The sequence below is a fragment of the Paracoccus sp. 22332 genome (assembly GCF_052045125.1).
GTDB classification, from domain to species: domain Bacteria; phylum Pseudomonadota; class Alphaproteobacteria; order Rhodobacterales; family Rhodobacteraceae; genus Paracoccus; species Paracoccus haematequi_A.
Genome location: NZ_JBQEOI010000020.1, coordinates 24,382 through 49,342, shown reverse-complemented (window position 1 = coordinate 49,342; position 24,961 = coordinate 24,382). Strand labels below are relative to the sequence as shown.

General features: G+C 69.4%; 27 protein-coding genes and 1 other annotated feature. Of the genes, 18 read left to right on the top strand and 9 right to left on the bottom strand.

Going from position 1 to position 24,961, the window contains the following annotated elements; all coding sequences use genetic code 11:
• Positions 1 to 87: 87 nt before the first annotated feature.
• The 5 genes from ACTJI6_RS16610 (at position 88) to truA (ending at position 4,430) form a co-directional block, all read left to right on the top strand.
• Positions 88 to 339, top strand: coding sequence for a DUF4170 domain-containing protein (locus ACTJI6_RS16610; RefSeq protein WP_126152891.1), 252 nt, complete (start codon positions 88 to 90; stop codon positions 337 to 339).
• 32 nt (positions 340 to 371) lie between these two features.
• Positions 372 to 1,529 carry a 3-deoxy-D-manno-octulosonic acid transferase gene (locus ACTJI6_RS16605; RefSeq protein WP_440802199.1) on the top strand — a complete coding sequence of 386 codons (1,158 nt, stop codon included), beginning with the start codon at positions 372 to 374 and terminating at the stop codon, positions 1,527 to 1,529.
• A complete protein-coding gene (gene lpxK / locus ACTJI6_RS16600; RefSeq protein WP_440802196.1) occupies positions 1,526 to 2,509 on the top strand; it encodes a tetraacyldisaccharide 4'-kinase in 984 nt (327 codons plus the stop codon). Before ACTJI6_RS16605 ends, lpxK begins: the two co-directional genes overlap by 4 nt.
• Positions 2,510 to 2,668: 159 nt before the next feature.
• Positions 2,669 to 3,643, top strand: coding sequence for a 5-bromo-4-chloroindolyl phosphate hydrolysis family protein (locus ACTJI6_RS16595; RefSeq protein WP_440802195.1), 975 nt, complete (start codon positions 2,669 to 2,671; stop codon positions 3,641 to 3,643).
• Between the two features lie 7 nt (positions 3,644 to 3,650).
• Positions 3,651 to 4,430: a tRNA pseudouridine(38-40) synthase TruA gene (gene truA, locus ACTJI6_RS16590; protein ID WP_440802194.1), complete on the top strand. Its 780-nt coding sequence runs from the start codon at positions 3,651 to 3,653 to the stop codon at positions 4,428 to 4,430.
• Here the strand turns inward: truA and ACTJI6_RS16585 are convergent.
• Complete coding sequence (locus tag ACTJI6_RS16585; RefSeq protein WP_440802193.1) at positions 4,427 to 5,170, bottom strand: sugar transferase; 744 nt, start codon at positions 5,168 to 5,170, stop codon at positions 4,427 to 4,429. The genes truA and ACTJI6_RS16585 overlap by 4 nt on opposite strands.
• Positions 5,171 to 5,335: 165 nt before the next feature.
• On the opposite strand from ACTJI6_RS16585, the gene ACTJI6_RS16580 reads away from it, so the two are divergent.
• The 10 genes from ACTJI6_RS16580 (at position 5,336) to ACTJI6_RS16535 (ending at position 13,618) form a co-directional block, all read left to right on the top strand.
• Positions 5,336 to 5,791: a universal stress protein gene (locus ACTJI6_RS16580; protein ID WP_440802191.1), complete on the top strand. Its 456-nt coding sequence runs from the start codon at positions 5,336 to 5,338 to the stop codon at positions 5,789 to 5,791.
• Between the two features lie 64 nt (positions 5,792 to 5,855).
• Complete coding sequence (locus tag ACTJI6_RS16575; protein ID WP_440802189.1) at positions 5,856 to 6,413, top strand: NifU family protein; 558 nt, start codon at positions 5,856 to 5,858, stop codon at positions 6,411 to 6,413.
• Positions 6,406 to 6,996: a tRNA (adenosine(37)-N6)-threonylcarbamoyltransferase complex dimerization subunit type 1 TsaB gene (tsaB, locus tag ACTJI6_RS16570; RefSeq protein ID WP_440802187.1), complete on the top strand. Its 591-nt coding sequence runs from the start codon at positions 6,406 to 6,408 to the stop codon at positions 6,994 to 6,996. Before ACTJI6_RS16575 ends, tsaB begins: the two co-directional genes overlap by 8 nt.
• The gene (gene rimI / locus ACTJI6_RS16565; RefSeq protein ID WP_440802184.1) at positions 6,993 to 7,412 is read left to right on the top strand and encodes a ribosomal protein S18-alanine N-acetyltransferase; all 420 of its coding nucleotides are present in this window, start codon (positions 6,993 to 6,995) and stop codon (positions 7,410 to 7,412) included. Before tsaB ends, rimI begins: the two co-directional genes overlap by 4 nt.
• Positions 7,413 to 7,493: 81 nt before the next feature.
• Complete coding sequence (locus ACTJI6_RS16560) at positions 7,494 to 8,477, top strand: BMP family lipoprotein (RefSeq protein ID WP_126152899.1); 984 nt, start codon at positions 7,494 to 7,496, stop codon at positions 8,475 to 8,477.
• Positions 8,478 to 10,124 (top strand): ABC transporter ATP-binding protein, encoded by a 1,647-nt coding sequence (locus tag ACTJI6_RS16555; RefSeq protein WP_440802182.1) that lies wholly within the window; start codon positions 8,478 to 8,480, stop codon positions 10,122 to 10,124.
• Positions 10,125 to 10,202: 78 nt separating this feature from the next.
• Positions 10,203 to 10,682, top strand: coding sequence for a hypothetical protein (locus ACTJI6_RS16550; RefSeq protein WP_440802179.1), 480 nt, complete (start codon positions 10,203 to 10,205; stop codon positions 10,680 to 10,682).
• A gap of 2 nt (positions 10,683 to 10,684) precedes the next feature.
• A complete protein-coding gene (locus ACTJI6_RS16545) occupies positions 10,685 to 11,779 on the top strand; it encodes an ABC transporter permease (protein WP_440802177.1) in 1,095 nt (364 codons plus the stop codon).
• Positions 11,779 to 12,831, top strand: a complete 1,053-nt coding sequence (locus tag ACTJI6_RS16540; protein ID WP_440802176.1) for an ABC transporter permease — start codon at positions 11,779 to 11,781, stop codon at positions 12,829 to 12,831. The genes ACTJI6_RS16545 and ACTJI6_RS16540 overlap by 1 nt, the downstream gene beginning before the upstream one ends.
• Positions 12,815 to 13,618: a purine-nucleoside phosphorylase gene (locus tag ACTJI6_RS16535; RefSeq protein WP_440802175.1), complete on the top strand. Its 804-nt coding sequence runs from the start codon at positions 12,815 to 12,817 to the stop codon at positions 13,616 to 13,618. Before ACTJI6_RS16540 ends, ACTJI6_RS16535 begins: the two co-directional genes overlap by 17 nt.
• Before the next feature lie 18 nt (positions 13,619 to 13,636).
• Here the strand turns inward: ACTJI6_RS16535 and ACTJI6_RS16530 are convergent, their stop codons facing one another.
• From ACTJI6_RS16530 to ACTJI6_RS16520, 3 genes are all read right to left on the bottom strand, one after another.
• The gene (locus ACTJI6_RS16530; RefSeq protein WP_440802173.1) at positions 13,637 to 15,127 is read right to left on the bottom strand and encodes a SulP family inorganic anion transporter; all 1,491 of its coding nucleotides are present in this window, start codon (positions 15,125 to 15,127) and stop codon (positions 13,637 to 13,639) included.
• Between the two features lie 56 nt (positions 15,128 to 15,183).
• Positions 15,184 to 15,241, bottom strand: a sequence feature (sul1 is cis-regulatory element that is thought to sense ions involved in sulfur or methionine metabolism; They are found in Alphaproteobacteria).
• Positions 15,242 to 15,298: 57 nt separating this feature from the next.
• A complete protein-coding gene (mnmH, locus tag ACTJI6_RS16525; protein WP_440802172.1) occupies positions 15,299 to 16,351 on the bottom strand; it encodes a tRNA 2-selenouridine(34) synthase MnmH in 1,053 nt (350 codons plus the stop codon).
• Between the two features lies 1 nt (position 16,352).
• Positions 16,353 to 16,916, bottom strand: coding sequence for a L,D-transpeptidase (locus ACTJI6_RS16520; protein WP_440802171.1), 564 nt, complete (start codon positions 16,914 to 16,916; stop codon positions 16,353 to 16,355).
• A gap of 389 nt (positions 16,917 to 17,305) precedes the next feature.
• Between ACTJI6_RS16520 and ACTJI6_RS16515 the strand changes: the two genes are divergently transcribed.
• Entirely contained in the window at positions 17,306 to 19,564 is a 2,259-nt protein-coding gene (locus ACTJI6_RS16515; protein WP_440802170.1) for a heavy metal translocating P-type ATPase, read from the top strand.
• A gap of 55 nt (positions 19,565 to 19,619) precedes the next feature.
• Here ACTJI6_RS16515 and ACTJI6_RS16510 read toward each other — a convergent pair whose 3' ends face one another.
• From ACTJI6_RS16510 to meaB, 5 genes are all read right to left on the bottom strand, one after another.
• Entirely contained in the window at positions 19,620 to 20,078 is a 459-nt protein-coding gene (locus ACTJI6_RS16510; protein ID WP_126152910.1) for a copper chaperone PCu(A)C, read from the bottom strand.
• Between the two features lie 15 nt (positions 20,079 to 20,093).
• Positions 20,094 to 20,444: a hypothetical protein gene (locus ACTJI6_RS16505; RefSeq protein ID WP_440802168.1), complete on the bottom strand. Its 351-nt coding sequence runs from the start codon at positions 20,442 to 20,444 to the stop codon at positions 20,094 to 20,096.
• Positions 20,445 to 20,544: 100 nt separating this feature from the next.
• On the bottom strand, positions 20,545 to 20,835 hold the full coding sequence (rpmB, locus tag ACTJI6_RS16500; protein ID WP_126152912.1) for a 50S ribosomal protein L28: 291 nt from the start codon (positions 20,833 to 20,835) through the stop codon (positions 20,545 to 20,547).
• Between the two features lie 220 nt (positions 20,836 to 21,055).
• A complete protein-coding gene (locus ACTJI6_RS16495) occupies positions 21,056 to 22,120 on the bottom strand; it encodes a bifunctional transcriptional activator/DNA repair enzyme AdaA (RefSeq protein WP_440802165.1) in 1,065 nt (354 codons plus the stop codon).
• A gap of 51 nt (positions 22,121 to 22,171) precedes the next feature.
• Entirely contained in the window at positions 22,172 to 23,140 is a 969-nt protein-coding gene (gene meaB / locus ACTJI6_RS16490; RefSeq protein ID WP_126153001.1) for a methylmalonyl Co-A mutase-associated GTPase MeaB, read from the bottom strand.
• A 64-nt stretch (positions 23,141 to 23,204) separates the two neighbouring features.
• Here meaB and ACTJI6_RS16485 point away from each other — a divergent pair, with 64 nt between their 5' ends.
• Positions 23,205 to 23,552 (top strand): SoxS protein, encoded by a 348-nt coding sequence (locus ACTJI6_RS16485; RefSeq protein WP_440802163.1) that lies wholly within the window; start codon positions 23,205 to 23,207, stop codon positions 23,550 to 23,552.
• Between the two features lie 68 nt (positions 23,553 to 23,620).
• Positions 23,621 to 24,913, top strand: coding sequence for a serine--tRNA ligase (gene serS / locus ACTJI6_RS16480; protein WP_440802162.1), 1,293 nt, complete (start codon positions 23,621 to 23,623; stop codon positions 24,911 to 24,913).
• Positions 24,914 to 24,961 lie beyond the last annotated feature (48 nt).

Below are 24,961 nucleotides of genomic sequence, written 5' to 3'. Positions count from 1 at the left end.
TCCGGGGGTGTGAAACCCCCGGCTTGCCGCTTCATCTCGCCGCGCCGCCGCATTAGGATCCGCGCGGCACAACCACAGGAAACACCCATGAGCCAGCGTCTGCATCTTGTCTTCGGCGGCGAATTGACCGACCCGCAGGGCACCCAGTTCCGCGACACGGACAATATCCACATCGTCGGCATCTTCCCCAACTACCAGACAGCCTATGATGCCTGGAAGGCCGAGGCCCAGCGGACCGTGGACAGCGCCCATACCCGCTATTTCATCGCCCACCTGCACCGCCTGCGGGACGAGGAAACCGCCGCCAGCGCAACCGAGGAGCTGGAGGTCAGGGGCTGATCGCCCGCGCCGGGCGCGCGCGGGGCGCTGTCATGGCCGGAACCGGGATCGGGCGGCTTGCCCTGTGGATGCGGCGCGCCCGGATCCCCGCACCGGACGACGCGGTCGCGCCCGAAATCCCCTCGGGGACCGGCCCGCTGCTGCTGGTCCAGATCGCCCCCGAGGCCCGCGCGGCCTTTGCCCAGGTGCAGCGCCGCCTGATGCGCAGCAGGCCCGACCTGCGGATTTTCGACGCGGGCGACCCTTCCCCCGCACAGGCCGAATTGCTGATGCAGGCCGGACCGGCTGCCGTGCTGCTGATGGGCACCGACCTGCCCGCCGCGCTGATCCAGGCGGCCAGCCGCCGGGGCCTGCCCATCGTCCTGGCCGAAGGACGCTTTTCCCCCGAGGATACCGCCTGGACGCTGAAGGCCAGCGCGCGGCGCGAATTGCTGCGCCAGGTCCGGGCGATCCTTGTCACCGACCCGGCCAGCCGCTTGGTCGCCCTGCGCATGGGCGCGGACCGCAAGCGCGTGACCCTGACCGGCCCGGTCGCCGAAATCCGCGACCCCCTGCCCTGTTCCGAGGCCGAGCGCAGCGTCATCGCCCAGCTTCTGCGCGGCCGCCACGCCTGGCTTGCCGCCTCGGTCCCCCCGGACGAGGAACAGGCGGTCCTGACCGCCCATCACGCGGCCCTGGCCCAGTCGCATCGGGCGCTGCTGTTCCTCGCCCCGCGCGATCCCGACCGCATCGCCCCCCTGGCCGAGGCGATCGAGGCCAGCGGCCTGACCGTCGCCCGCCGGTCCCTGGAAGAGGATCCGACCGACGACGTGCATGTCATGCTGACCGACGGCCCGACCGAGATGGGCCTGTGGTATCGGCTGGCCCCCGTCACCTATCTGGGCGGCACGCTGGGAGGCGACGACGCCGCCGCGCGCCACCCGTTCGAACCCGCAGCCTTGGGTTCGGCCATCGCCCACGGTCCCCATACCGACCGTTTCGCAGCCGAATGGCAGCAGTTGCGCGGCGCGGGCGCGGCGCGCCAGGTCGCCGATGCGGACGACCTGGCGGCCGCCATCGCCGAACTGTCCCAACCCGACCTGATCGCGACGCTGGCCAGCAACGCTTGGACCGTCAGCACCGGCGGCGCGGACGTGACGCTGCGCATCTGCGCCCCGGTCCTGGACGCCATCGGAAAGGCCACGCCATGAGACGCGCACCCGCCTTCTGGTATCAGCGCCCGCCCAGCCTGGCCGCGCGCCTGCTGTCGCCGCTGGGTGCAGCCTATGCCCGCGCCACTGCGCGGCGCCTGGCGGGCGGGGTACGGGCGACGGTCGGTGTGCCGGTGATCTGCGTCGGCAACCTCAATGCCGGGGGCACCGGCAAGACGCCCACCGTCATCCACCTGCAACAGGCGCTGCAAGCGCGCGGCGTCGCGGTGCATGTCGTCTCGCGCGGCTATGGCGGCAGCGCGGCAGGACCGCTGCGGGTGGTCGAATCCTCTCACGATGCCGCGCTGACCGGGGACGAGCCGCTGCTGATGGCCGCTTTCGGTCCGGTCTGGGTCGCCAAGGACCGGCTGGCGGGCGCGCGCGCGGCGGTGGAGGACGGCGCGCAGGCGATCATCCTTGACGACGGCTTCCAGGATCCCGCCTTGGCCCATGACCTGTCGCTGGTGGTCGTCGACGCCGCCAAGGGCTTCGGCAACGGGCTGTGCGTCCCCGCCGGGCCGCTGCGCGAACCCGTGGCGGCGGGCCTGGCGCGCGCCGACCTGCTGCTGTCCATCGGCCCGGCGGACGCCCAGGCCCGTTTCACCGCCCCCCCAGGCCCGCCGCATCTGCGCGGCGCCCTGGCCCCCCTGCCCATGGGCATGGACTGGCAGGGTCACCGCGTCCTGGCCTTCGCCGGGATCGGCCACCCCGAGAAATTCTTCGCCACCTTGACCGGCTTGGGCGCCGAGTTGGTCCGGGCCGAGGCGTTGGAGGACCACCAGCCCTTCACTCCGGCCCTGCTGACCCGGCTGGAGACCGAATCGCGGCTTCTGGGCGCACAGCTTGTCACCACCGAAAAGGATGCGGCACGCCTGCCCCGGTCCTTCCGGTCCAGGGTGATGACCCTGCCCGTGCGCCTTGCCATCGACGACCCCTCGCCCCTGGACCAGGCGCTGGACCGGCTGTTTCCGCGCGGCTGATCTTTGCAATCCGCGCGGCAATTCCGATATAGGGCGGGACCGGGCCATCACGGCCCACAGGGAAAGACACAGGCATGTCGCAGAACGCCATTCAACGGCTGGGCTTCTATCTGCTGGTTCTGGTGACGCTCTATGCTTCGTTCGGGGCGGGGTAAGGATATGGCGCAGCGTTTTGGCGGACGGTATTCGCCCGGCCTGGGATCGCAGGACGACAACCGCAACCCCCCGCCTGCGGCGCAGATCCGGCACCCGCTGGCGTCCCGCCCCAAATATGTGACCATCGCGGCGCTGCCGTTCCTGTTCGGGGCCTTCTTCCAGGATCCGGCGGGCATGGCGGGCAACTTGGCGGCCTTTGGCGTGATCGCCAGCGGCATGTGGATGACCCGCGAAGGCCTGGCCGCCGAAGCCGCCTATCAGGTGCGCCGCGTCGCCCGCCGCCCGGCGATCCCGCGCAAGCTGTTCGGCAGCGTCCTGACCGGCCTCGGCCTGGGCCTGGGGATGGCCGAACCCGGCAGCCTGGCGGGCGCGGGCATCGTCGGCGCGACCGGGATGGTGCTGCACTGGCTGGCCTTCGGGGCCGATCCGATGCGCGACAAGGGCATCGCCGCGACCGACGGCTTCCAGGGGGAACGCGCCCAGAAGATGATCGACGAGGCCGAGGGCCACCTGGCCCAGATGCGCGACGCGATCCGCGCCGTCGGCGACCGCCAGCTGGACGCGCGGGTGGAGCGGTTCGCCGCCACGGTCGGCGACCTGTTCGATCGCGTGCGCAGCAATCCCGGCGATCTGTCGGCGGCGCGGCGATACCTGGGCGTCTACCTGATGGGCGCGCGCGACGCGACGGTCAAGTTCGCGGACCTCTATCGCCAGACCTGGGATCCGAAGGTTCGGGCGTCTTACGGAACGTTCCTGGACGATCTGGAAAAAGATTTCAGTGCCAAGTCGCGCCGCCTGCTGGAAGGCGACCGGACCGATCTGGAAATCGAGATCTCGGTCCTGCGCGAAAGACTCGCGCGCGAGGGGGTGCGCACCGCCGAGGCAACGGGCGACCCCGCGCAACTGGACGCGCCCCGCACGGAAACCGCGCGCTTCCTGGACGGCCTGCTGACCCCCGACCGGGACAAGGCGCGCTGATCCGGCGATGCCGCGCTTTGTGTTGAAGATCGAATACGACGGCCGTCCCTTTGCCGGATGGCAGGCCCAGGCCGATCAGCCCTCGGTCCAGGGCGCGGTCGAGGCTGCCCTGGCCCGGCTGGACCCCGGCTTTGCGTCAGGCGCGCGGATCGCGGCGGCAGGGCGGACGGATGCGGGCGTCCATGCGACGGCGCAGGTCGCCCATGCCGATCTGGCGCGCGACTGGGATCCGTTCCGGCTGGCCGAGGCACTGAACTTTCACCTGAAACCCGCGCCGGTCGCCATCTTGGCCGCCGCCCGCGTCTCCGAGGATTTCCACGCCCGCTTCTCGGCCACCGAGCGGCGCTATCTGTTCCGCCTGCAAGCCCGCCGAGCCCCCGCGACACATGATCGCGGTCTGGTCTGGCAGGTGCTGCACCCGCTGGACGCGGACGCGATGCGGCAGGCGGCGGCGCATCTGGTCGGGCGGCACGATTTCACGACCTTCCGGTCCGCGATGTGCCAGTCGGCCAGTCCGGTCAAGACGCTGGACGAGATCCGGGTCGAGGAAAGCCCGATTCCCCATGGCCGGGAATACCGCTTTCACCTGCGCGCCCGGTCGTTCCTGCACAACCAGGTCCGGTCCATCGTGGGGACATTGGAACGCGTCGGGGCCGGGTCGTGGCACCCGGACCGCGTGGCCCAGGCCCTGTCGGCCCGCAACCGCGCCGAATGCGGCCCGGTTTGTCCGCCGCACGGGTTGTATCTGTGCGGCGTCGGATACCCGCGCGATCCGTTCGCGGCCTAGGACCGGCCCCGCCTTCTGGGCCTTTCGTCCTTGTATCCGAGGACGATCTTGAGAGTGTTCCACATGATCCACAGGTCCAGGCGGATATCGCGGTGGCGCTGATAGATCAGGTCGATCTTCAGCTTGGCGGGCAGGCAGCGGCGGTAATAGGCCCGCTCGGTCGCCTCGGCGCTTGTGCAGCGCGCCAGGATCCGATCCTCGTGGCGGTGATAGATCAGCGTCGCCAGCCCGGTCACGCCGGGGCGGCTTTTCAGCACCTGCGCATAGACCGCCGGAAAGCGTTCGACATATTCGCGCAGCGGCGGGCGGGGGCCGACGAAGCTCATGTCGCCGCGCAGGATGTTGAACAGCTGCGGCAGCTCGTCGATGCGCGTGCGGCGCAGGAAATGGCCCAGCGGCGTGATGCGCCAGTGCTTGTGCGCGCCGGTGGCGCCGAAATCCTCGTTCTCGGGGATCATGGTGCGGAATTTCAGCTGCCGGAACGACCGGCCCGGCGCCCGCATCCGTTCGGCCGAATAGAAGATCGGCCGGCCCTGCTGGATCAGCATCAGAACCGCCACGACCCCGATGATCGCGGACACCGGGATCAGCAGGATCAGCGCCAGGGCCAGATCGAACAGCCGCTTGCGGCGGGGCGAGGGCTTGCTGATCTGGGAGTGGCCGTCGACCGCGAACCAGGCCATTTCCGGCACGGCGAGGCGTGCCGATCTTGTCTTGTCCCAGTCGTGGTGGATCGTCACGATGCCTGCCCTGTGCCGCCCTGCGAACGTCTCGTTCTTGTCAAGCGGAGTAGCACAGCCGCCGATCCAAGAAAACCGCAACCGCGCCGATCCCCCCGAATGACTTGCGCCACCATGGCAAAGGGGTCACTGTCAGCGCGGAAAAGAACGACACGAAAGCGGATGATGCGGAAATTTCTTGTCATGCTGGACGACAGCCGGGAATGCCTGAACGCAATGCGCTTTGCAGCCATGCGGGCATCGAATTCCGGCGGCGCGGTGACGGTGCTGGCGGTCATCCCCCCCAACGAGATCCAGCACGGCTTCGGCGTCGCCGACGTCATGCGCGCCGAGGCCTATGAACGGATCGAGGCGCATTTCGAAGTTTACGCCAAGTGGATGAGAATGCGCCCGAAAGTCGAGCCGGAACTGGTCATCCGCGAGGGCGACCCGGCCGAACAGCTGCTGGCCTATCTGAACGAAGACCCGACAGTGGGCATCGTCGCCATGGGGCTGGGATCGGACCGCTCGGCCCAGAATCCGGTGCTGACTCGGCTGATGCGCGATGCCGCGACCCTGCCTTGCCCCATCACCCTGGTGCCCGCCGACATCTCGAAGGAACGGCTGGAGGCGATCACCTGACCCCCCGCCGCGCTTGACCTGCAGGCCCGCCATAGCCATATCCGGTCCAAAGGAGCCTTGGCCAATGTTCATCCAGACGGAAACCACACCGAACCCCGCGACGTTGAAGTTTCTTCCCGGCGAAATCGTGATGGAGGACGGCACCGCCGACTTCCCCGCCCCCGACAATGCCGCCGGCTCTCCCCTGGCGCGCCGCATCTTCGCGGTGGGCGGGGTGACCGGCGTGTTCCTGGGCCGCGATTTCGTGACCGTGACCAAGGAAGACGACCAGCCCTGGGACCATCTCAAGCCCTCGATCCTGGGCGCCATCATGGAGCATTTCCAGTCCGGCGCCCCTGCCGTCGAGGGCAAGGCGGAACAGTCGGGCCATGCCAGCCATGACGGTCCCGATTCGGACATCGTGGTCCAGATCAAGGAACTGCTGGACACCCGCGTCCGCCCGGCGGTGGCGCAGGACGGCGGCGACATCACCTTCCACGGCTTCGACCGGGGCGTGGTCTATCTGCACATGCAGGGTGCCTGCGCGGGCTGCCCGTCCTCGACCCTGACGCTGAAGATGGGGATCGAGAACCTGCTGCGCCATTACATCCCCGAGGTGGTCGAGGTCCGGCCGGTTGCCTGATCCGATCGCCCTTGGCTTCGACACATCGGCCGCGCATTGCGCGGCCGCTTTGCTGCGGGGCGACACCATCCTGGCGCAGGCGTCCGAGGCGATGGCCAAGGGCCAGGCCGAACGGCTGTTTCCGCTGCTGGAAGACCTGCTGGCCCAGGCGGGGCTTGCCTGGCGCGACCTGGACGTGATCGGCGTGGGCATCGGGCCGGGGAACTTCACCGGCATCCGCATCGCCGTCGCCGCCGCGCGCGGGCTGGCGCTGTCGCTGGGCATCCCGGCGGTGGGCGTCGCCGCAACCGAGGCGGCGGCGCTGGATCTGCCCCGCCCCTGCCGCGTGGTGCTGCCCTTGCGCGCGGACCAGGTGGTCTGGCAGGACTTTGGCACCGGCGGGGGGGACCGCCCGCAGCAAGCTGCGGCCGGTTCGCTGCCGCCCGGCCCCGCGCAGGCTGCGCCTGCGGTCCCGCCTGCGGTGGCCATCGCGCGCATCGCCCTGGCCCGCCGCGCCGATCCCGGCCCGCGCCCGGCGCCGCTGTATCTGCGCCCCGCCGACGCCGCCCCCGCCCGCGACGCGGCGCCCTTGATCCTGCCGTGACGCCCGACGACCTCGCGGCGATTCACGCGCGCTGCTTCACCCGCCCGCGCCCCTGGTCCGCCGCCGAATTCGCCGCGCTTCTGGACAGCCCCCGCGCCTTCCTGCTGACCCGCCCCCAGGGCTTTCTGCTGGGCCAGACCGTCGCGGACGAGGCCGAGCTGCTGACCCTGGCCGTCGCCCCCGACGCGCGCCGCCAGGGAATCGCCCGCGATCTGGTCGCGGAATTTGCCGCCACGTCACGGGCACGCGGTGCGGCCCAGGCCTTCCTGGAGGTTGCGGCCGACAACGCCGCCGCGCAGGCCCTCTATCATGCGGCGGGGTGGCGGGAATCCGGGCGCAGGCGGCGCTATTACGGCCCGGATCTGGACGCCCTTGTGATGACCCTGCGGCTGGCGCCCGGCCAAGAAGGCGGTTGACCGGCTGCGGGCGATGCGCCCTAATCGGGCCATCACGCGGGCGGCTTGACTCGCCTGCAAACAACAGGATGAGGTTTCCTTATGTCCCTGACGACATCGCTGCTTGCAGGGGTCGCGTTGACGGCATTGACGGGCGGCATGGCCCTGGCCGAACCGGCGTTGATCTTCGACCTTGGCGGCAAGTTCGACAAATCCTTCAACGAGGCCGCCTTCGCGGGCGCGCAACGCTGGGTCGAGGAAACCGGCGGCAGCTACAAGGAACTGGAGATGCAGTCCGAGGCGCAGCGCGAACAGGCCCTGCGCCGCCTGGCGGAAACCGGCGCCAATCCCATCGTCATGACCGGCTTCGCCTTCGGCGACGTGCTGAACCAGGTGGCCCCCGATTACCCCGACACCCAGTTCGCGATCATCGACATGGTGGTCGAACAGCCCAACGTCCAGTCGGTCGTCTTCACCGAGGAGCAGGGCAGCTATCTGGCCGGGATCATGGCGGCGCAGGCGTCGAAATCGGGCACGGTGGGCTTTATCGGCGGCATGGACATTCCGCTGATCCACAAGTTCGAATGCGGCTTCGCCCAGGGCTTCAAGGCCGCCAAGCCTGATGGCCGCGTGCTGATCAACTATACCGGCACCACCCCCGCCGCCTGGAACGACCCGGTCAAGGGAGGCGAGCTTGCCAAGGCCCAGATCAGCCAGGGCGCGGACGTGATTTATGCGGCGGCGGGCGGCACCGGCATCGGTGTGCTGCAGGCGGCGGCGGATGGCGGCATCCTGTCGATCGGCGTGGACAGCAACCAGAACCACCTGCATCCGGGCAAGGTGCTGACCTCGATGGTCAAGCGGGTTGACAACGCGGTCTACGACGCCTTCAAGAACGGCGTCCAGCCCGGCGTCAAGGTCATGGACCTGAAGGCCGAGGGCGTGGACGTGGCCATCGACGACAACAACAAGGCCCTGATCACCCCCGAGATGCAGGCCGCCGTGGACGAGGCCCGCGCCGGCATCACCGGCGGGCAGATCGCGGTCCACGACTACATGACCGACAACGCCTGCCCGGTTCAGTAAATGGCGGCGACGGTGGACCCACGGGGGCGGCTGGAAACGGCCGCCCCTGCGGCGATTGAACTGCGCGGAATCTCCAAGGCCTTCGGCCCCGTGCAGGCCAATCGCGACATCGACCTGCGCGTGGAACGCGGCACGATCCACGGCATCATCGGCGAGAACGGCGCGGGGAAATCGACGCTGATGTCGATCCTCTATGGCTTCTACAAGCCCGATGCGGGGGACATCCTGGTGGGCGGCCGCCCCCTGACCATCGCCGACAGCCAGACCGCGATCCGCGCGGGCATCGGCATGGTCTTTCAGCATTTCAAGCTGGTCCCGAACTTCACCGTGCTGGAAAACATCATCCTGGGCGCCGAGGAGGGGCGGCTGCTGCGCCCCTCGCTGGCCAGGGCGCGCGGCGTGCTGCGGCAACTGGCCCAGGAATACGAATTGAACGTCGATCCCGACGAGACGGTCGAGAACCTCTCGGTCGGCCACCAGCAGCGGGTCGAGATCCTCAAGGCGCTGTATCGCGAGGCCGACATCCTGATCCTGGACGAACCGACCGGCGTGCTGACCCCGGCCGAGGCCGACCACCTGTTCCGCATCCTGGAAGGCCTGCGGGCCGAGGGCAAGACGATCATCCTGATCACCCACAAGCTGCGCGAGATCATGGAGATCACCGATACCGTATCCGTCATGCGGCGGGGCGAGATGGTGGCCTCGGTCAGGACGGCGGACACCAGCCCCGAGAAACTGGCCGAGCTGATGGTGGGCCGCAAGGTGCTGCTGAACGTCCAGAAGGCGCCTGCCACGCCCGGCCAGCCGGTCCTGGAAATCCGCGGCCTGCGTATGGTCGATGCGACGGGGGTGGAGCGCCTGCGCGGCATCGACCTGGAGATCCGCGCGGGCGAGATCCTGGGCATCGCGGGCGTCAGCGGCAATGGCCAGACGCAGCTTCTGGAAATCCTGGGCGGCTATCCGGAAAAGGGCAGCCGCCTGTCGGGCGAGATCCGCATGAACGGCGCCCCCCTGACGCTGTCGGGCGGCGCCTGCAACGCCGCCGAGCGCCGCCGCCGGGGCATCGGCCATATCCCCGAGGACCGGCAGGCCGAGGGCCTGATCATGGATTTCGCCGCCTGGGAAAACGTGGCCTTCGGATACCATGACGCCCCGGAATACGGGCGCGGCCCGCTGATGGACCGCGACGCGATCCGCCGCGACGCCGAAGGCAAGATCGCGCGCTTCGACGTGCGCCCGCCGACCTGCGACCTGGCCGCCCGGAACTTCTCGGGCGGCAACCAGCAGAAGATCGTCGTGGCCCGAGAGATCGAGCGCAACCCCGACCTGCTGCTGATCGGCCAGCCGACGCGGGGCGTGGACATCGGCGCCATCGAATTCATCCACAAGCGCATCGTGGAACTGCGCGACGCGGGCAAGGCGATCCTGCTGGTCTCGGTCGAACTGGACGAGATCATGTCCCTGTCGGATCGCATCGCCGTGATGTTCGACGGCCGCATCATGGGCGAACGCCTGTCCGGCCAGGCCGCCACGGGCGAACTGGGCCTGCTGATGGCCGGGATCGACCCTGCCTCCGCCCCTCCGCAGGACGGGAACGCCCCGGCCCGCCACCCTTCAGAAGACCCCAAGACCCCTCGAGTATCCTGAATGACCCCGAAAGCCTGCCTTCTTTCCGTTCTGCTTCTGACCGCCTGCGGCGCCATGCCCGCGCCCCGGATGCCCAAAATGGACATCTGGCCCGATGGCGACGCGCCCGACCGCCTGGTGATGGCGGCCGAGGCCCGCGCCCAGACCCGCGCCCGCAACCCCGACGGAACATGGGCCGTCGCCGATCCGGTCCGGGATTCCGATTACGAGGACGATTTCCCCGGCAGCTGCACCAGCGACGCGCGCGGCACCGCCTGCGCCGACCACGCCCCGGTTCAGGCCCCGGCGGGCGAGGCGACGGCGCCCCAGACCGCCGGACGCGTCGCCATCGCCTTCGCCAGCCTGGCCGACGACAGCCGCTGCACCGCCGAGGCGCGGCAGGGCCGGACGCGGGCCGAGGAAAACCTGCTGGTGGTGCGCGGCTTTCCCGGCGCGGGCGGCGCGGTCCCCCGTGCCCGCAGCCTGGCGCGCATGGCGGGCAACGGCGACGCGATCACCTGGGACCAGATCGCCGATCCGCGCGCCTTCCTGGCCCTGTGCCACGGCATGAAAGGCTGAGCATGGAAAAGATGCCGAAATGGGCCGATGTTCTGCTGACACCGCTGATCTCGCTGGTGCTGGCGATGGCGATTTCGGCGCTTGTGATCCTGGCCATCGGCGAAAGCCCGGCCCTCGCGCTGACGACGATGATCGACGGCGCCCTGGGCTCCAGCTATGGCTGGGGCTTCACGCTGTATTACGCGACGAACTTCATCTTTACCGGGCTTGCGGTAATGGTCGCCTATCACGCCAGCCTGTTCAACATCGGCGGCGAGGGGCAGGCGGCGATGGGCGGACTGGGCGTTGCCTTGGTGCTGCTGTCGCTGCCCCTGCCCCATTGGGCGCTGGCCCTGCCCGCCGCGATGATCGGCGCGGCGCTGTTCGGCGCGGCCTGGGCGCTGATCCCCGCTTGGCTTCAGGCGAAGCGCGGCAGCCACATCGTCATCACCACGATCATGTTCAACTTCATCGCCGCCGCGCTGCTGAACTATGTTCTGGTGAACCTGCTGCGCCCGGTGGGCAGCATGGACCCGGCCTCGGCCCGCTTTCCGAATGAAACGCATCTGCCCAAGCTGTCGGACATGGCGCTGTCGCTGGGCTTCGAATGGGGCAAGAACACCCCCGCCAACATCAGCTTCTTCGTGGCGGTCGCGGCCTGCCTGCTGGTCTGGCTGCTGATCTGGCGCACCCGCCTGGGGTTCGAGATCCGCGCCTTCGGCAAATCCGAACCCGCCGCGCTTTACGCGGGCATCAGCCCGGTCCGCATTACGATCATCGCCATGCTGATTTCCGGCGGGCTGGCGGGCATGATGGCCATCAACAACGTCATGGGAGAGGCCGAGCGCCTGGTCCTGAACGCGGTCGAGGGCGCGGGCTTCATCGGCATCGCCGTGGCGCTGATGGGCCGCAACCATCCGCTGGGCGTGTTCCTGGCCGCGCTGCTGTTCGGGTTCCTGTATCAGGGCGGGGGCGAACTGGCACTGTGGACCAGCATCCCGCGCGAGTTGATCGTCGTCATCCAGGCGCTTGTGATCCTGTTCACCGGCGCGCTTGACAACATGGTGCGGGGACCGTTGGAGCGGATGTTCATGGCGATGCGGAAAAGGGGCGCGTGATGGATCTGAACACCGTCCTGCAAATCCTGGACAGCGCCGTGCGGTTGATGACGCCCTTGCTGCTGGCCTGTCTGGCCGGGCTTTATTCCGAACGCGCGGGCGTCTTCGACATCGGGCTGGAGGGCAAGATGCTGATGGCGGCCTTTACCGCCGCCAGTGTCGCCGCACTGACCGGCAATGTCTGGCTGGGGCTGATCGCCGGGCTGGCCGGGTCGCTGGCCCTGGCGGCGGTCCATGGCGCGGCCTCGATCACCTTCCGGGGCAACCAGCTGATTTCCGGGGTGGCGATCAACTTCCTGGCCTCGGGGCTGACGGTGCTGCTGGGCCAGAAGATCTTCGGCCTGGGCGGGCGCACGCCCAGCCTGACGCTGGGCGCGGAACTGGACGCGCAGGTAACGCCCTTCCGCGCCTGGCTGTCGGGGATCGCCGGCCCGGACACGGCCGCAGCGCTGACCGCCGCGCCCCGCTTTGGCGAGATCACCCTGCCGCTGGCCGAGACCCTGCGCGGCCTGCCGGTGATCGGCCCGCTTTATGCCGAGGTGATCTCGGGCCACACGATCCTGGTCTATGTGGCCTTCGCGATGGTGCCGCTGACCTGGTGGGTGCTGTATCGCACCCGCTTCGGGCTGCGGCTGCGGGCGGTGGGGGAAAACCCGGCCTCGGTGGATACGGCGGGCGTGTCGGTCACACGGCTGCGCTTTGCCGCCGTCGCCATTGCCGGGCTGCTCTGCGGGTTGGCGGGGGCCTATCTGGCGACCGGACTGTCGGCGGGCTTCGTCAAGGAAATGACCGCCGGGCGCGGATTCATCGCCTTGGCGGCGCTGATCTTCGCCAAATGGCGGCCCTGGGGGGCGCTTGGCGCCACTTTCCTGTTCGGCCTGCTGGAGGCCATCGCCAACCGCTATCCGAACCTGGATCTGGGCATCGTCACGGTACCGTCGATGCTGATGAACGCGCTGCCCTATATCCTGACGGTCATCATCCTGGCGGGCTTCGTGGGCCGCGCCGTCCCGCCCCGAGCCGGAGGAGAACCCTATGTCAAAGAGCGGTGATCTTGCCCGCCTGATCCGCGACCGCGCGGGGGATCAGGCGCCGGAATACGGGCTGATCCTGGGATCGGGCCTGGGCCACCTGTCCGCCACGGTAGAGGGCGTGGCGATCCCCTATGACGACCTGCCGGGCTTTCCCCATGCAGGCGTGTCGGGCCATGTCCCGCAATTGGTGATCGGGCAGTTGGAGGGCCGCCGGGTGGCGGTCTTCGGCGGCCGGTCGCATTATTACGAATCGGGCCGCGCCGACGCCATGCGCCTGCCGCTGGAAACCCTGGCCGCGCTTGGCTGCGACCGGCTGATCCTGACCAATGCCGCCGGATCGCTGCGCCCCGACATCCCGCCCGGCGGGCTGATGCTGCTGGGCGACCACATCGCCTTCGCGGGCACCAATCCCCTGATCGGCGAAAAGACCGACGCCCGTTTCGTGCCCATGACCCACGCCCATGACGCGGACCTGCGCGCGGCCTTGGCCGCCGCCGCCCAGGCGGAAGGGATCGCGTTGCCGCAGGGCGTCTACTGCTGGTTTTCCGGCCCCAGCTTCGAGACTCCGGCCGAAATCCGCGCCGCCCGGATCCTGGGGGCCGATGCCGTGGGCATGTCCACCGTGCCGGAAATCATTCTGGCCCGGTTCCTGGGGCTGCGCTGCGCCGCGATCTCGGTCGTCACCAACATGGGCGCGGGCCTGTCGGACGAGGCGATCAGCCACGACCACACCAAGGCGATGGCCCCGCTGGGCGCCGCCAAACTGGAACGGATCCTGCGCCGCTTCCTGCGGGACGCCGCGTAAGGGCGGCGCCCTGGCCCGTCAATGGGCCAGCAGCTTGTCCATGGCGCCCGGCTTGTCATGCAGGGCCAGCTTATCCACGATCGTCTCGGACGCGGCATTCATGCCGATGATCGTGACCTGCGCCCCGGCGCGGCGGAACTTCATCACTGCCATGTCCAGGGCCTGCACCGACGAGATGTCCCAGATATGCGCGTCCGACACGTCGATCACGACCCGCGCGGGCACGTCGCGGAAATCGAAGGCGGTCATGAAATCCTCGACCGATCCATAGAACAGCTGGCCCTCGACCCGGTAGGTCAGGGTGCCGCCGTCGGGCGAACGCTTGGACGTGACGCGGAACAGTTGCGCGATCTTGGCGGCGAAGAAGATGCCCGACAGCAGCACCCCGGTCAGCACGCCGATGGCAAGGTTGTGGGTCCAGACGACCGCAACCACGGTTGCCAGCATCACCAGTGACGAGGACCGGGGATGGGTGCGCAGCGACCGGATCGAGGCCCAGGAAAAGGTGCTGATCGACACCATGATCATGATCGCCACCAGGGCGGGCATCGGGATCCGCGCCACCCACGGCCCCAGGAAGACGCAGAAGATCAGCAGCATCACCCCGGCGAAGCAGCAGGACAGCCGCCCCCGGCCGCCGGATTTCACGTTGATCATGCTCTGCCCGATCATGGCGCATCCCGCCATGCCGCCGATGAAGCCGGTGGCCGCGTTGGCAAGCCCCTGGCCGATGCATTCCTGGTTGCGGCTGGTCCGGGTATCGGTCAGTTCATCCACGAGGTTCTGGGTCATCAGGCTTTCCAGCAGGCCCACCACGGCCACCGCCATCGCATAGGGAAAGATGATGGTCAGCGTCTGGAAATTCAGCGGCACCTGCGGGATCAGGAACACCGGCAGCGTATCGGGCAGCGCCCCCATGTCGCCCACCGTGCGCACGTCCCAGCCGAAGGCCATCGCCAAGGCCGTCAGCACGACGATGGCGACAAGGGGCGAAGGAACGGCGCGGGTCAAGCGCGGGACCAGATAGATGATCGCCAGCCCGGCGGCGGTCAGCGCAAAGGTCACGGGCGTGACCTTGGCCGGATCCAGTTCGGGCAATTGCGCCAGGAAGATCAGGATCGCCAGCGCATTGACGAACCCCGTCATCACCGATTTCGAGACATAGCGCATCACGAAGCCCAGCCGCAAAAGCCCCATGCCGATCTGCAACAGGCCCGCCAGCACGGTGGCGGCCAGCAGGTATTGCAGCCCGTGGTCGCGCACCAGCGTCACCATCAGCACCGCCGTGGCGGCGGTCGCGGCCGAGATCATGCCCGGCCTGCCGCCCGCGATGGCGGTGATGACGGCGATGGAAAAGCTGGCGTAAAGCCCGACCTTGGGGTCCACGCCCGCGATGATGGAAAAGGCGATGGCCTCGGGGATCAGCGCAAGCGCGACCACCAGGCCCGACAGCAGGTCACGGCGGACATTGCCCAGCCATTGCTGCTTGTAAAGGGTCCAGGAAAGCATGTTCATTGTCCTGACCGGCGCTGCGATGCGCCGGAATCCGCAAGGGGTTTTGTTCAGGTTGTCCGGCGGATCGGCGGCCGGAAGAGCCACCCGGGGATCGCACCCGGGTCCATGTTCGCTGCCCGCCTGATAAGGGGAACCGCCGGGAACCGCAACCCGCCTCTCGCGCTTTCAGGGCGCCAGCCGGGCAAGCGCCGCCTCGACATGCCCCGCCGCCGCGTCCAGGTCATCCAGATCGTCCAGCGCGACGACCGCCCTTTCGCCCGCCGCATAGCGCAGCCGGTGCTTCAGATAGCGGGGGTCGTAATGGTCGCGCAGCAGCCCTTCGGCCAGGCCGCGCCAGTCGCCCGCCGCGACCGCCGCGCGCCAGCCTTCGATCCGCTGGGCCGGATGCAGCGGCGACAGCGCGGCCACGATCGCCTCGACCCGCGTGGGATCGTCCACCATGTCGCCATATCGGGCAGCGGTATAGGCGGCCCGCGCGCCGACCGGCACCTCCAGCCGCAGCCGGGGCGCGGCGCACAGCGCCTGCCACATCGACTTGGGCAGCACAAGGTTGCCGATCCGGCTGCTCTCGGCCTCGACCACGACCGGGCGGGCGGGGTCCAGTCCTTCCAGCGCAACCGCCAGACGCCCCTCGAACAGCTTCTGGCCGGGCTGGGGATCGGCGCGCCCGCCGAACAGGCTGCCGCGATGGTTGGCCAGCCCTTCCAGGTCGATCACCTGCCAGCCGCGCGCGGCCAGCCGCGCCAGGATCGCGGTCTTGGCGCTGCCAGTATTGCCGTCCAGCACGATCACCGGCGCGGGCACAGGCCGGTTCTGCACCCGGTCCACGACCAGGGCGCGCCAGGACTTGTAGCCGCCCTCGATCCGGTCCACCCGCCAGCCGATCTGCGACAGGATCGTGGTGAAGCTGCCCGACCGCTGCCCACCGCGCCAGCAATAGATCAGCCCCCGCCAGCCGCCGCCGCGATCCGACAGCGGCCCGGCGATATGGCGCGCGGCATTCGCGGCGACCAGGGCGCCGCCCAGCTTGCGCGCGTCGAACGGGGAAACCCGCTTGTAGATGGTGCCCACCTGCGCGCGTTCGGCATCGTTCAGAACCGGCAGGTTGATCGCGCCGGGCAGGTGATCCTCGGCATATTCCGCGGGCGAGCGCACGTCGATGATGTCGTCGAACCCCGCAAGCGCAGGGTCCGCAACGCGCGTCAGCCTCAGCGCCAAGTCAGTAGACGTAGACCGGCGTCCCGATCGGCACCTGGTCGTACAGCGCCATCACCGCCTCGTTGCGCATCCGCAGGCAGCCGTTCGAGACGGCCCGGCCGATCGAGTTCGGCTCGGTCGTGCCATGGATGCGGATCGCGGTGTCCTGGCCCTTGTCGTTGTACAGATACAGCGCCCGCGCGCCCAGCGGGTTGGTCGGGCCGCCCGGCATCCCGTTGGCCCATTTGCCGTATTGCTGGGGCTTGCGCTTGATCATGTCCGGCGTGGGGGTCCAGGACGGCCATTCGACCTTGCGGCCCACCGTGGCGCGGCCCCTCCACACCAGTTCGGCGGCGCCCACGGCCACGCCGTAACGGACCGCCCGGCCCGGCGCGATGACATGGTACAGGAAGAAATCCTTGCTGACCACGACGATGCTGCCGACCTCGAAATCGTTGCGGATGGCGACCTCGGTGGGGGCATAGGGGTCGCGCGCGGCGGCTTCCTGCGCGAAGACCAGCGAGGGGGCGAAATAGGCGGCCGCCATCAGCGGCACGGCCAGCGACATCACTTCACGGCGGTTCATGGCGATCCTGCGTTCTTCTGCTCTGATCCCGCCCATAGCAAGGGAGGGGGCCTTGTTGCAACTCACGACGGCGTATCGGGGGCGATTTGCCCTTGACCGGGGAAGGTCCAGCGCACATCTGCTGGGCATGGACCCTGCATCCCGCCCCTGCTGCCATGCCCGACGCCCGCTGCGGCGGCCCGCGCATCTGTGCCGGGGCCGGGGCGACCGCGCCTGCCGCTGTCACCAGGATGCGCGCCCCGCCGTTGCCCGCCCCCGCCGCAGCCTGCGGCTGGATCCGCGTGCGCTGATCGCCGCGCTGTTTCCACGGCAGCCGCCCATGCGGCCGCAGGCGCCGCCCCGTTTCCTGAACCCGTCCCGCATCCTTGGCACGATTTCAGGAAACCATCATGACCGTTCAATCCGCTGATCTGCCCGCCTTGGGCGATCCGTCCGACCTGATCACCACCCGCCTTTCGATCGAAGGGATGAGCTGCGCCGCCTGTTCTGGCCGCGTCACCCGCGCGCTGTCGGCGCAGCCCGGCGTCCGCGATGCGCAGGTGAACCTGATGACGGGTTCCGCCCGCATCCGCCACAGCCCCGCCCTGCCGCCCGCCGATCTGGCGGCGGCGGTGACGAAGCTGGGCTATTCGGCGACCATCCCCGCCGCTGCCGCCCCCGCCCCTGCCCCCCGCACCGACGAATCCGCCGCGCTGAAGCGCGCCTTCCTGACCGCCCTGGTCCTGACCCTGCCGGTCTTCCTGGCCGAGATGGGCGGCCATCTTGTCCCGGCCTTCCATCACTGGCTGCACGCGGCGGTGGGCACCGCGCCGCTGAACTGGGCGCAGATGGTCCTGACCGCGCTTGTCCTGGCCGGGCCGGGGCGGCGCTTCTTCGCGACCGGCATCCCCGCCCTGCTGCGCGGCGCCCCCGAGATGAACAGCCTCGTCGCGCTTGGATCGGGGGCGGCGTTCCTGTTCTCGGCCGTGGTGGTGCTGCTGCCGGGCCTGATCCCGCCCGCCTCGCGCCATGTCTATTTCGAGGCCGCGGCGGTCATCGTCACCCTGATCCTGATGGGCCGCTGGCTGGAGGCCCGCGCCAAGGGCCAGGCGGGCGCCGCGATCCGGGCGTTGATCGACCTCGCCCCAGACCAGGCGACGATCCTGCAGGACGGCAAGCCCGCGCGCATCGCGGTGGCGGACCTGCAACCCGGCGATCTGGTGCTGCTGGCGCCGGGCGAACGGGTGGCGGTCGACGGGATCGTGACCGAAGGGCGCGGCCATGTCGACGAAGCCATGCTGACCGGCGAGCCCGTCCCGGCCGAGAAATCGCCCGGCGATCCGGTCACCGGCGGCACCGTCAACGGCAGCACGGCGCTGACCTTCCGCGTCACTGCCACCGGCGCCGACACCACCCTGTCGCGGATCGTCGGCATGGTCGAAAACGCGCAGAACGCGCGCTTGCCGGTGCAGGCCCTGGTGGACCGGATCACCCGCGTCTTCGTGCCGGTGGTGATCGGGCTGGCGGTCCTGACCTTCGTGCTGTGGCTGGTCTTCGGTCCCGACCTGGCCCATGCGGTGGTCGCGGGCGTGGCCGTGCTGATCATCGCCTGTCCCTGCGCGATGGGGCTGGCGGTCCCGGTCTCGATCATGGTCGGCACCGGGCGCGGCGCGCAGCTGGGCGTGCTGTTCCGGCGGGGCGAGGCGTTGCAGCGGCTGTCGAACGCCCGGCTGATCGGCTTCGACAAGACCGGCACCCTGACGCGCGGACATCCCGAACTGGTCGCCATCCAAACCGACGGCATCGACGAGGCCCAGGCCCTGCGCGTTGCCGCCTCGGCCGAGGCGCGGTCCGAACATCCCCTTGCCGCCGCCATCGTCGCCGGTGCCGCCGCGCGCGGGCTGGATCTGCCGCCCGCAACGGACGTTCAGGCCAATGCCGGGCGCGGCCTGTCCGCCACGGTCGAGGGGCGGCGCCTGCTGATCGGAAACCTGGCCGCCCTGACCGAAGGCGGAATCGCGCCGTCGGCCATCCTTTGCGATCAGGCCGAACAGGCGGCGGCGCAGGGCGCCACACCTGTTCACCTGGCCGTGGACGGCCGCCACGTCGCCAGCTTCGCCCTGGCCGACCGGATCCGCCCCGAGGCCGCGCAGACCATCGCAGCGTTGCATGGCATGGGACTGAAGACGGCGATGCTGTCAGGCGACGTTCCCGCGACCGCGCAGGCGGTCGGCGGACAACTGGGCATCGACCGGGTCCAAGGCGGCCTGATGCCCGGCGACAAGCTTGAGGCGATCCGGGCGATGGGGACGGGTTCGGTCTTCGTGGGCGACGGCATCAACGACGCCCCGGCCCTGGCGGCGGCCGAAACCGGCATCGCCGTCGGCACGGGCACCGGCATCGCCATCGAATCGGCCGATCTGGTGCTGATGTCGGGCGATCTGGGCGGGGTGCCGCGCGCGATCCGGCTGTCACGCGCGGTGATGCGCAACATCCGGCAGAACCTGTTCTGGGCCTTCGCCTATAACGCCGCGCTGATTCCGATCGCCATGGGCGTGCTGGTGCCCTTTGGCGGCCCGCAGCTTTCGCCGATGCTGGGGGCGGCCGCGATGGCACTGTCCTCGGTCTGCGTGGTGGGCAATGCGCTGCGGCTGCGGACCGCAGGCTAAGGGGGGACATGCCGCAGCCATCAGGCCGATGGCTGCGGCATTCGTTCGAGGGCGGTCAGTGGCTCTTGTGGCCGTGCCGAGCCTTTTCGGGCGCGCGGTCATTGTCCAGCGTGACGTCCAGTTGCTGTGTGCCGCAGGGGCCGAAATCCAGCGTCAGCGCGACGATATCGCCGTCGGTCAGCGGCTTTTTCAACCCCATCAGCATCACATGGTCGCCGCCCCGCGCCAGCGTGTGTTCGCCGCCAGCGGGGATGGCGATCCCTCCGTCGATCTTGTGCATCTTCATCACCCCGTCCTGTTCGGAATGAGTGTGCAGTTCGACCATATCGGCCGCGTCCGAGGACACGCCGGTCAACTGGCAATCCACGTCGCGATGGTTCTCCACCACCATGAAAGCGGCGGCGGTCTGCGGATTGGCGCTGCGCGCATAGGCGTCGCGGATCTCCAGCCCGTCATGGGCAAGGGCTGCGGCAGGGGTCATGACGGCCAGAATGGCCAAGGTCTTGCGGATCATCGTCTCATCCTCGGTTCAAACAGGTTTCGATGCGGAACTCTGTCTTGCCGGAGGATCACGCGCCGCGGGCCGGGGCGGTTCACGCCCCTCGGGTACCGTCGGGACGACGTGCGGATCAAGCCGCGCCGCCGTCGCGGCGGGACCGAAGGCGGGCGGCGCGACAGCCGTCGCTGCCAGCAGCGACAGCGCCATGTCGGGGCACAGATGCGGCCGCTGGGGCGCGCCGGGATGGTCGACCACCACGATGCCCGTGCCGCTGCACAGCACGACCCGCCCGTCCAGCATCACGGTGCCCCGCGCGGCGCCCAGACCGATTCCGGTCAGGGCGAGGCACAGGATCAGCGCAAGGAAAAGCGGGCGTCGCATGGTGCCGCGACCATCACCGAAGCGCCGCGCGAAGGCAACAGAAACGCGAAAGCCCCGCCGTGGGAACGACGGGGCATATTGCCGCAGTGTCAGGACGGGATCAGGCCTGGGGCGCCTCGGCCTTGGCGATCTCGCGCTTGATCTTCAGGGCGCGGTCCGACAGTTCCGTGTCCTTGGCTTTCGCCAGGAAGGCGTCCAGCCCGCCCCGGTGATCGACCGAACGCAGCGCCGCGGCCGAGATGCGCAGTGAATAGCCGCGGCCCAGCGTGTCGGACAGCAGCGTGACCTCGTTCAGGTTCGGCAGGAACCGGCGACGGGTCTTGTTGTTGGCGTGGCTGACATTGTTGCCGGTCATCGGGCCTTTGCCGGTCAGTTCGCAGACGCGCGACATGGTGTTGATCCTTCGTCTTTGCTATGCGGGCGGTCCCGGCGGGGGTGCCGTCCCAAAGTGAAAGGGCGCCGCGAGGCAGCGCCCGGAATTCCGTTTGCGCGTCCCTAATGGAACCGGCAGCCCCCGTCAACCGGGAATCACCGCGCTGGCGCTTTGCCTTGGTTTAAATATCCTCTGGGGGTCCGGGGGGCGAAGCGCCCCCGGCCATCGCGGACGCACTTCAGGCATAGGACCGCTCGATGGCGATCAGCCTTTCCTTGCGCCACAACCCGCCCGCATAGCCCGTCAGCGTGCCGTCCGCGCCGATCACCCGGTGGCAGGGCACCACCAGGGCGATGCGGTTGGTGGCATTGGCGCGCGCCACCGCGCGGGTTGCCGTGGGACGGCCGATCCCTGCGGCCAGTTGCAGATAGCTGCGCGTCTGCCCGGCCGGGATCTGCTGCAAGGCGCTCCAGACCTGCTGCTGGAAGGGGGTGCCATGCAGCACGACCGGCACGTCCAGAAGCGGCGCCCGGCCCGCGAAATAGGCGGCAAGCCGCGATTCGGTCAGGTCGTGGACGGCGGTGCGGCCCAGCCCGACGCGCCCGCCCACATGGGCCGACAGGCGCCGCAGCCCTTCGGGCAGGGCCTTGCGGTCGATGAATTCCAGCAGGTGCAGCGCCCGATCGTCGGCAATCGCGATCATGCCCCCCAGCGGCGTGTCGATCCAGTCGGCCAGCACGCCGCCGCCCTGCCGCATCTGGTGGGGCGCATGGCCGAACAGCCGCGCGAAGGCCGTCCGAAACCCCGAGGCCGAATCGAATCCCGCGTCCAGTTGCGCCTCGATCATCGTCGATCCTTTCGTCAGGCTGGCCACGGCCCCCCGCAGCCGCGCCGCGCGGGCCATGTCCAGGAAGCTTTGCCCGAAATGCCGCTTGAAGGCGCGGCGCACGGTCGAAGGGTCGTGCCCCAGTGCCAGCAGGTCGGATTCGGACCAGCGGTGGTCGGGCCGCGCCTCAAGCCGGGTCATCAGGTCGCGCACCAGCGGCTCGCCCTCGGCGGTGGCGCCCAGCGGATGGCAGCGGCGGCACGGGCGGAAGCCCGCGGCCTGCGCGGCATCGGCATCGGCGAACCAGCGGCAGTTCTGCGGCAAGGGCTTTCGCGCCGGGCAGGTCAGGCGGCAGAAGATCCCGGTGGTGGTCACGCCGACCAGGGCGCGCCCCTCCCAAGCCGGGTCGCGCGCCAGCAGCGCGGCATAGAGCGTATCGGTATCCGGCAGATCCAGCATGTCACTCACCTTGTCCATGCCCCCGACCCTAGCCGATTCGCCGCCCCGATGGGCCGCGAAATCGGGCGTTTATTTCTGCCCTGCCAGCCAGTCCAGCATCTCTTGCGCGGCCTCGGCCGGGGCCTTGCCGCCGCCGGCCACCGCATCGCCCAGCCGGGCCAGCCGGTCGCGCGCGGCAGGCGTTTCCAGCCGCGCCAGCAGGCCCGCGCGCACATCGGCCAGGAACCAGTGCCGCGCCTGTTCCGCGCGGTTGGCCGCGAAATGCCCTTGCTCGCGCCGCCAGGCGGTCAGCGCCTGCATCTCCTCCCACGCCTTTTCCAGGCCGTCCCCCGTCGCGGCCGACACCGGCAGCGCCTTGGGAAAACCCTGCGGATCCTGGGGGCGCTTGCGCAGCAGCCGCAGCGCGCCCGCGTAATCAGCGACGGTGCGGCGCGCGGTGCCCAGCAGGTCGCCATCGGCCTTGTTGACCAGGATCAGGTCGGCCATCTCCATGATGCCGCGCTTGACCCCCTGCAATTCGTCGCCCCCCGCCGGGGCCAGCAGCAGCACGAACAGGTCGCACATCTCGGCCACCAGGGTTTCGGACTGGCCGACGCCCACCGTCTCGATCAGCACCACGTCGAAGCCCGCCGCCTCGCACAGCCGGATCGCCTCTCGCGTGCGGCGCGCCACGCCGCCAAGCTGCGCGTTGGACGGCGTGGGCCGGATGAAGGCCAGCGGGTTGCGCGACAGCGTTTCCATCCGCGTCTTGTCGCCCAGGATCGAGCCGCCCGACCGGGCCGAGGACGGATCGACCGCCAGCACCGCGACCCGCAGCCCCTGTTCGGTCAGCATCGTCCCGAAGGCCTCGATGAAGGTGGACTTGCCGACCCCCGGCGTCCCCGACAGCCCGATCCGCAGCGCCTGGCCGTCCGGCAGGTCGGCCAACAGCGCCACGGCGCGGGCACGGTGATCGGGCCGCGTCGATTCGATCAGCGTGATCGCCCGCGACAACGCGCGGCGGTCCTTGGCGACCAGGGGTTCCAGAAGCTCGTCCATGGGCACAGGGATAGGGGGCCGCGCGGCGATTGCCAAGCCGTCCCAGCGGCCCGATAATGGCGCCATGATCCGCCTTCTTGCCGCGCTTGCCCTGATCCTGACCGCCCTGCCCGCCGCCGCAGGGCCGCTGCGGCTGCTGATGGTGGAAAAGCAGGGCTGCGTCTATTGCGCCGCCTGGGACCGCGCGATCGGGCCGGGCTATGCCGCGTCCGACGCGGGTCGCGCCGCACCGCTGATGCGGGTGGACATCCACGGCCCCTGGCCGGACGGCCTGGCCCTGGCGCGCAGGCCCTTCGTCACGCCGACTTTCATCCTGCTGGATGGCGGGTCCGAGGTCGGGCGGCTGGAAGGCCACATGACGGCGGCGCAATTCTGGCCCGCCCTGTCAGCCCTGCTGGCGCAGGCGCGATGACCGGGCTTTCGCCCCGGCCCCGCATCGGCTAGGCAACGGCCAGCCAATCTCAAGCGACGGTGACGATCATGCATGACATCCGTGCCATCCGGGACAATCCCGCAGCCTTCGACGCCGCCCTGTCGCGCCGTGGGCTTCAGCCGATGTCCGACCGCATCCTGTCGCTGGACGCCGACCGCCGCGCCCGGATCGTCGCGGCCGAAACAGCCCAGGCCGACCAGAACCGCGCCAGCAAGGATGTGGGCGCAGCCAAGGCGCGCGGCGACGATGCCGAGTTCGAACGCCTCCGCGCCCTGGTCGCGGAAAAGAAATCCGACGTGACCAAGTTGCAGGCCGAGGCCTCGCTGCTGGACGGCCGGTTGCGCGACCTGCTGATGGAGATCCCGAACCTGCCGCTGGACGGCGTTCCCGAGGGCCGCGACGAATCCGACAATGTGGAACTGCGCCGCTGGGGCAATCCGCGCAACTTCGACTTCGCCCCTGTCGAGCATTTCGAGATCGCGGGCGTTCGTCCCGGCATGGATTTCGAGACGGCGGCAAAGCTGTCGGGCAGCCGCTTCGTCGTGCTGAAGGGCGGCGTCGCCCGTATCCACCGGGCCTTGGCGCAGTTCATGCTGGACCTGCATGTGACCAAACACGATCTTCAGGAAACCTGGACCCCGGTCCTGGTGCTGGAAAACATGATGGTCGGCACCGGGCAGCTGCCGAAATTCGGCGAGGACAGCTATCTGACCCGCGAAGGCTATTGGCTAATCCCCACCTCGGAAGTCACGCTGACCAATACTGTCAACGGCGATCTGGTGGACCATGCCAGCCTGCCCCGCCGCATGGTCGCGCATTCCCAGTGCTTCCGGTCCGAAGCCGGCAGCGCGGGCCGCGACACCACCGGCATGCTGCGCCAGCATCAGTTTGAGAAGGTCGAGATGGTCTCGATCACCGATGCCGACACGGGCGTCGCGGAACACGACCGCATGACCCGCTGCGCCGAAGCCGTGCTGGAGGCGCTGGAACTGCCCTATCGCACCATCGTGCTGTGCACGGGCGACATGGGCTTCGGGGCGCGGATCACCCATGACCTGGAAGTCTGGCTGCCCGGCCAGGACAAGTATCGGGAAATCAGCAGCGTCAGTTACTGCGGCGACTTCCAGGCGCGGCGGATGAACGCGCGATACAGGTCCGACAAGACCGGCAAGCCGGAATTCGTCCATACGCTGAACGGATCGGGCCTGGCGGTGGGCCGCACGCTGATCGCGGTGCTGGAAAACGGCCAGCAGGCGGACGGATCGGTGGTGCTGCCCGCCGCGCTGCACCCCTATCTGGGCGGGGCAACGCGTCTGGGGGCGGACGGCAGGCTGGCCTGACAAAAGCGCCGTGATCGCGCCGGTGGTCGGCAACTGCGGCGCCGATTG

What these genes read in the sequence shown, in the direction of transcription:
- rpmB (WP_126152912.1), bottom strand. Translation starts at nt 20,835, where the DNA reads ATGTCGCGCGTCTGCGAACTGACCGGCAAAGGCCCGATGACCGGCAAC.
- ACTJI6_RS16485 (WP_440802163.1), top strand. Translation starts at nt 23,205, where the DNA reads ATGATCCGCCTTCTTGCCGCGCTTGCCCTGATCCTGACCGCCCTGCCC.
- ACTJI6_RS16550 (WP_440802179.1), top strand. Translation starts at nt 10,203, where the DNA reads ATGGACATCTGGCCCGATGGCGACGCGCCCGACCGCCTGGTGATGGCG.
- lpxK (WP_440802196.1), top strand. Translation starts at nt 1,526, where the DNA reads ATGAGACGCGCACCCGCCTTCTGGTATCAGCGCCCGCCCAGCCTGGCC.
- ACTJI6_RS16495 (WP_440802165.1), bottom strand. Translation starts at nt 22,120, where the DNA reads ATGGACAAGGTGAGTGACATGCTGGATCTGCCGGATACCGATACGCTC.
- ACTJI6_RS16520 (WP_440802171.1), bottom strand. Translation starts at nt 16,916, where the DNA reads ATGAACCGCCGTGAAGTGATGTCGCTGGCCGTGCCGCTGATGGCGGCC.
- ACTJI6_RS16545 (WP_440802177.1), top strand. Translation starts at nt 10,685, where the DNA reads ATGGAAAAGATGCCGAAATGGGCCGATGTTCTGCTGACACCGCTGATC.
- ACTJI6_RS16540 (WP_440802176.1), top strand. Translation starts at nt 11,779, where the DNA reads ATGGATCTGAACACCGTCCTGCAAATCCTGGACAGCGCCGTGCGGTTG.
- ACTJI6_RS16530 (WP_440802173.1), bottom strand. Translation starts at nt 15,127, where the DNA reads ATGCTTTCCTGGACCCTTTACAAGCAGCAATGGCTGGGCAATGTCCGC.
- truA (WP_440802194.1), top strand. Translation starts at nt 3,651, where the DNA reads ATGCCGCGCTTTGTGTTGAAGATCGAATACGACGGCCGTCCCTTTGCC.
- ACTJI6_RS16535 (WP_440802175.1), top strand. Translation starts at nt 12,815, where the DNA reads ATGTCAAAGAGCGGTGATCTTGCCCGCCTGATCCGCGACCGCGCGGGG.
- meaB (WP_126153001.1), bottom strand. Translation starts at nt 23,140, where the DNA reads ATGGACGAGCTTCTGGAACCCCTGGTCGCCAAGGACCGCCGCGCGTTG.
- ACTJI6_RS16605 (WP_440802199.1), top strand. Translation starts at nt 372, where the DNA reads ATGGCCGGAACCGGGATCGGGCGGCTTGCCCTGTGGATGCGGCGCGCC.
- ACTJI6_RS16610 (WP_126152891.1), top strand. Translation starts at nt 88, where the DNA reads ATGAGCCAGCGTCTGCATCTTGTCTTCGGCGGCGAATTGACCGACCCG.
- ACTJI6_RS16555 (WP_440802182.1), top strand. Translation starts at nt 8,478, where the DNA reads ATGGCGGCGACGGTGGACCCACGGGGGCGGCTGGAAACGGCCGCCCCT.
- ACTJI6_RS16510 (WP_126152910.1), bottom strand. Translation starts at nt 20,078, where the DNA reads ATGATCCGCAAGACCTTGGCCATTCTGGCCGTCATGACCCCTGCCGCA.
- ACTJI6_RS16560 (WP_126152899.1), top strand. Translation starts at nt 7,494, where the DNA reads ATGTCCCTGACGACATCGCTGCTTGCAGGGGTCGCGTTGACGGCATTG.
- ACTJI6_RS16505 (WP_440802168.1), bottom strand. Translation starts at nt 20,444, where the DNA reads ATGCGACGCCCGCTTTTCCTTGCGCTGATCCTGTGCCTCGCCCTGACC.
- serS (WP_440802162.1), top strand. Translation starts at nt 23,621, where the DNA reads ATGCATGACATCCGTGCCATCCGGGACAATCCCGCAGCCTTCGACGCC.
- ACTJI6_RS16515 (WP_440802170.1), top strand. Translation starts at nt 17,306, where the DNA reads ATGACCGTTCAATCCGCTGATCTGCCCGCCTTGGGCGATCCGTCCGAC.
- ACTJI6_RS16595 (WP_440802195.1), top strand. Translation starts at nt 2,669, where the DNA reads ATGGCGCAGCGTTTTGGCGGACGGTATTCGCCCGGCCTGGGATCGCAG.
- ACTJI6_RS16580 (WP_440802191.1), top strand. Translation starts at nt 5,336, where the DNA reads ATGCGGAAATTTCTTGTCATGCTGGACGACAGCCGGGAATGCCTGAAC.
- ACTJI6_RS16575 (WP_440802189.1), top strand. Translation starts at nt 5,856, where the DNA reads ATGTTCATCCAGACGGAAACCACACCGAACCCCGCGACGTTGAAGTTT.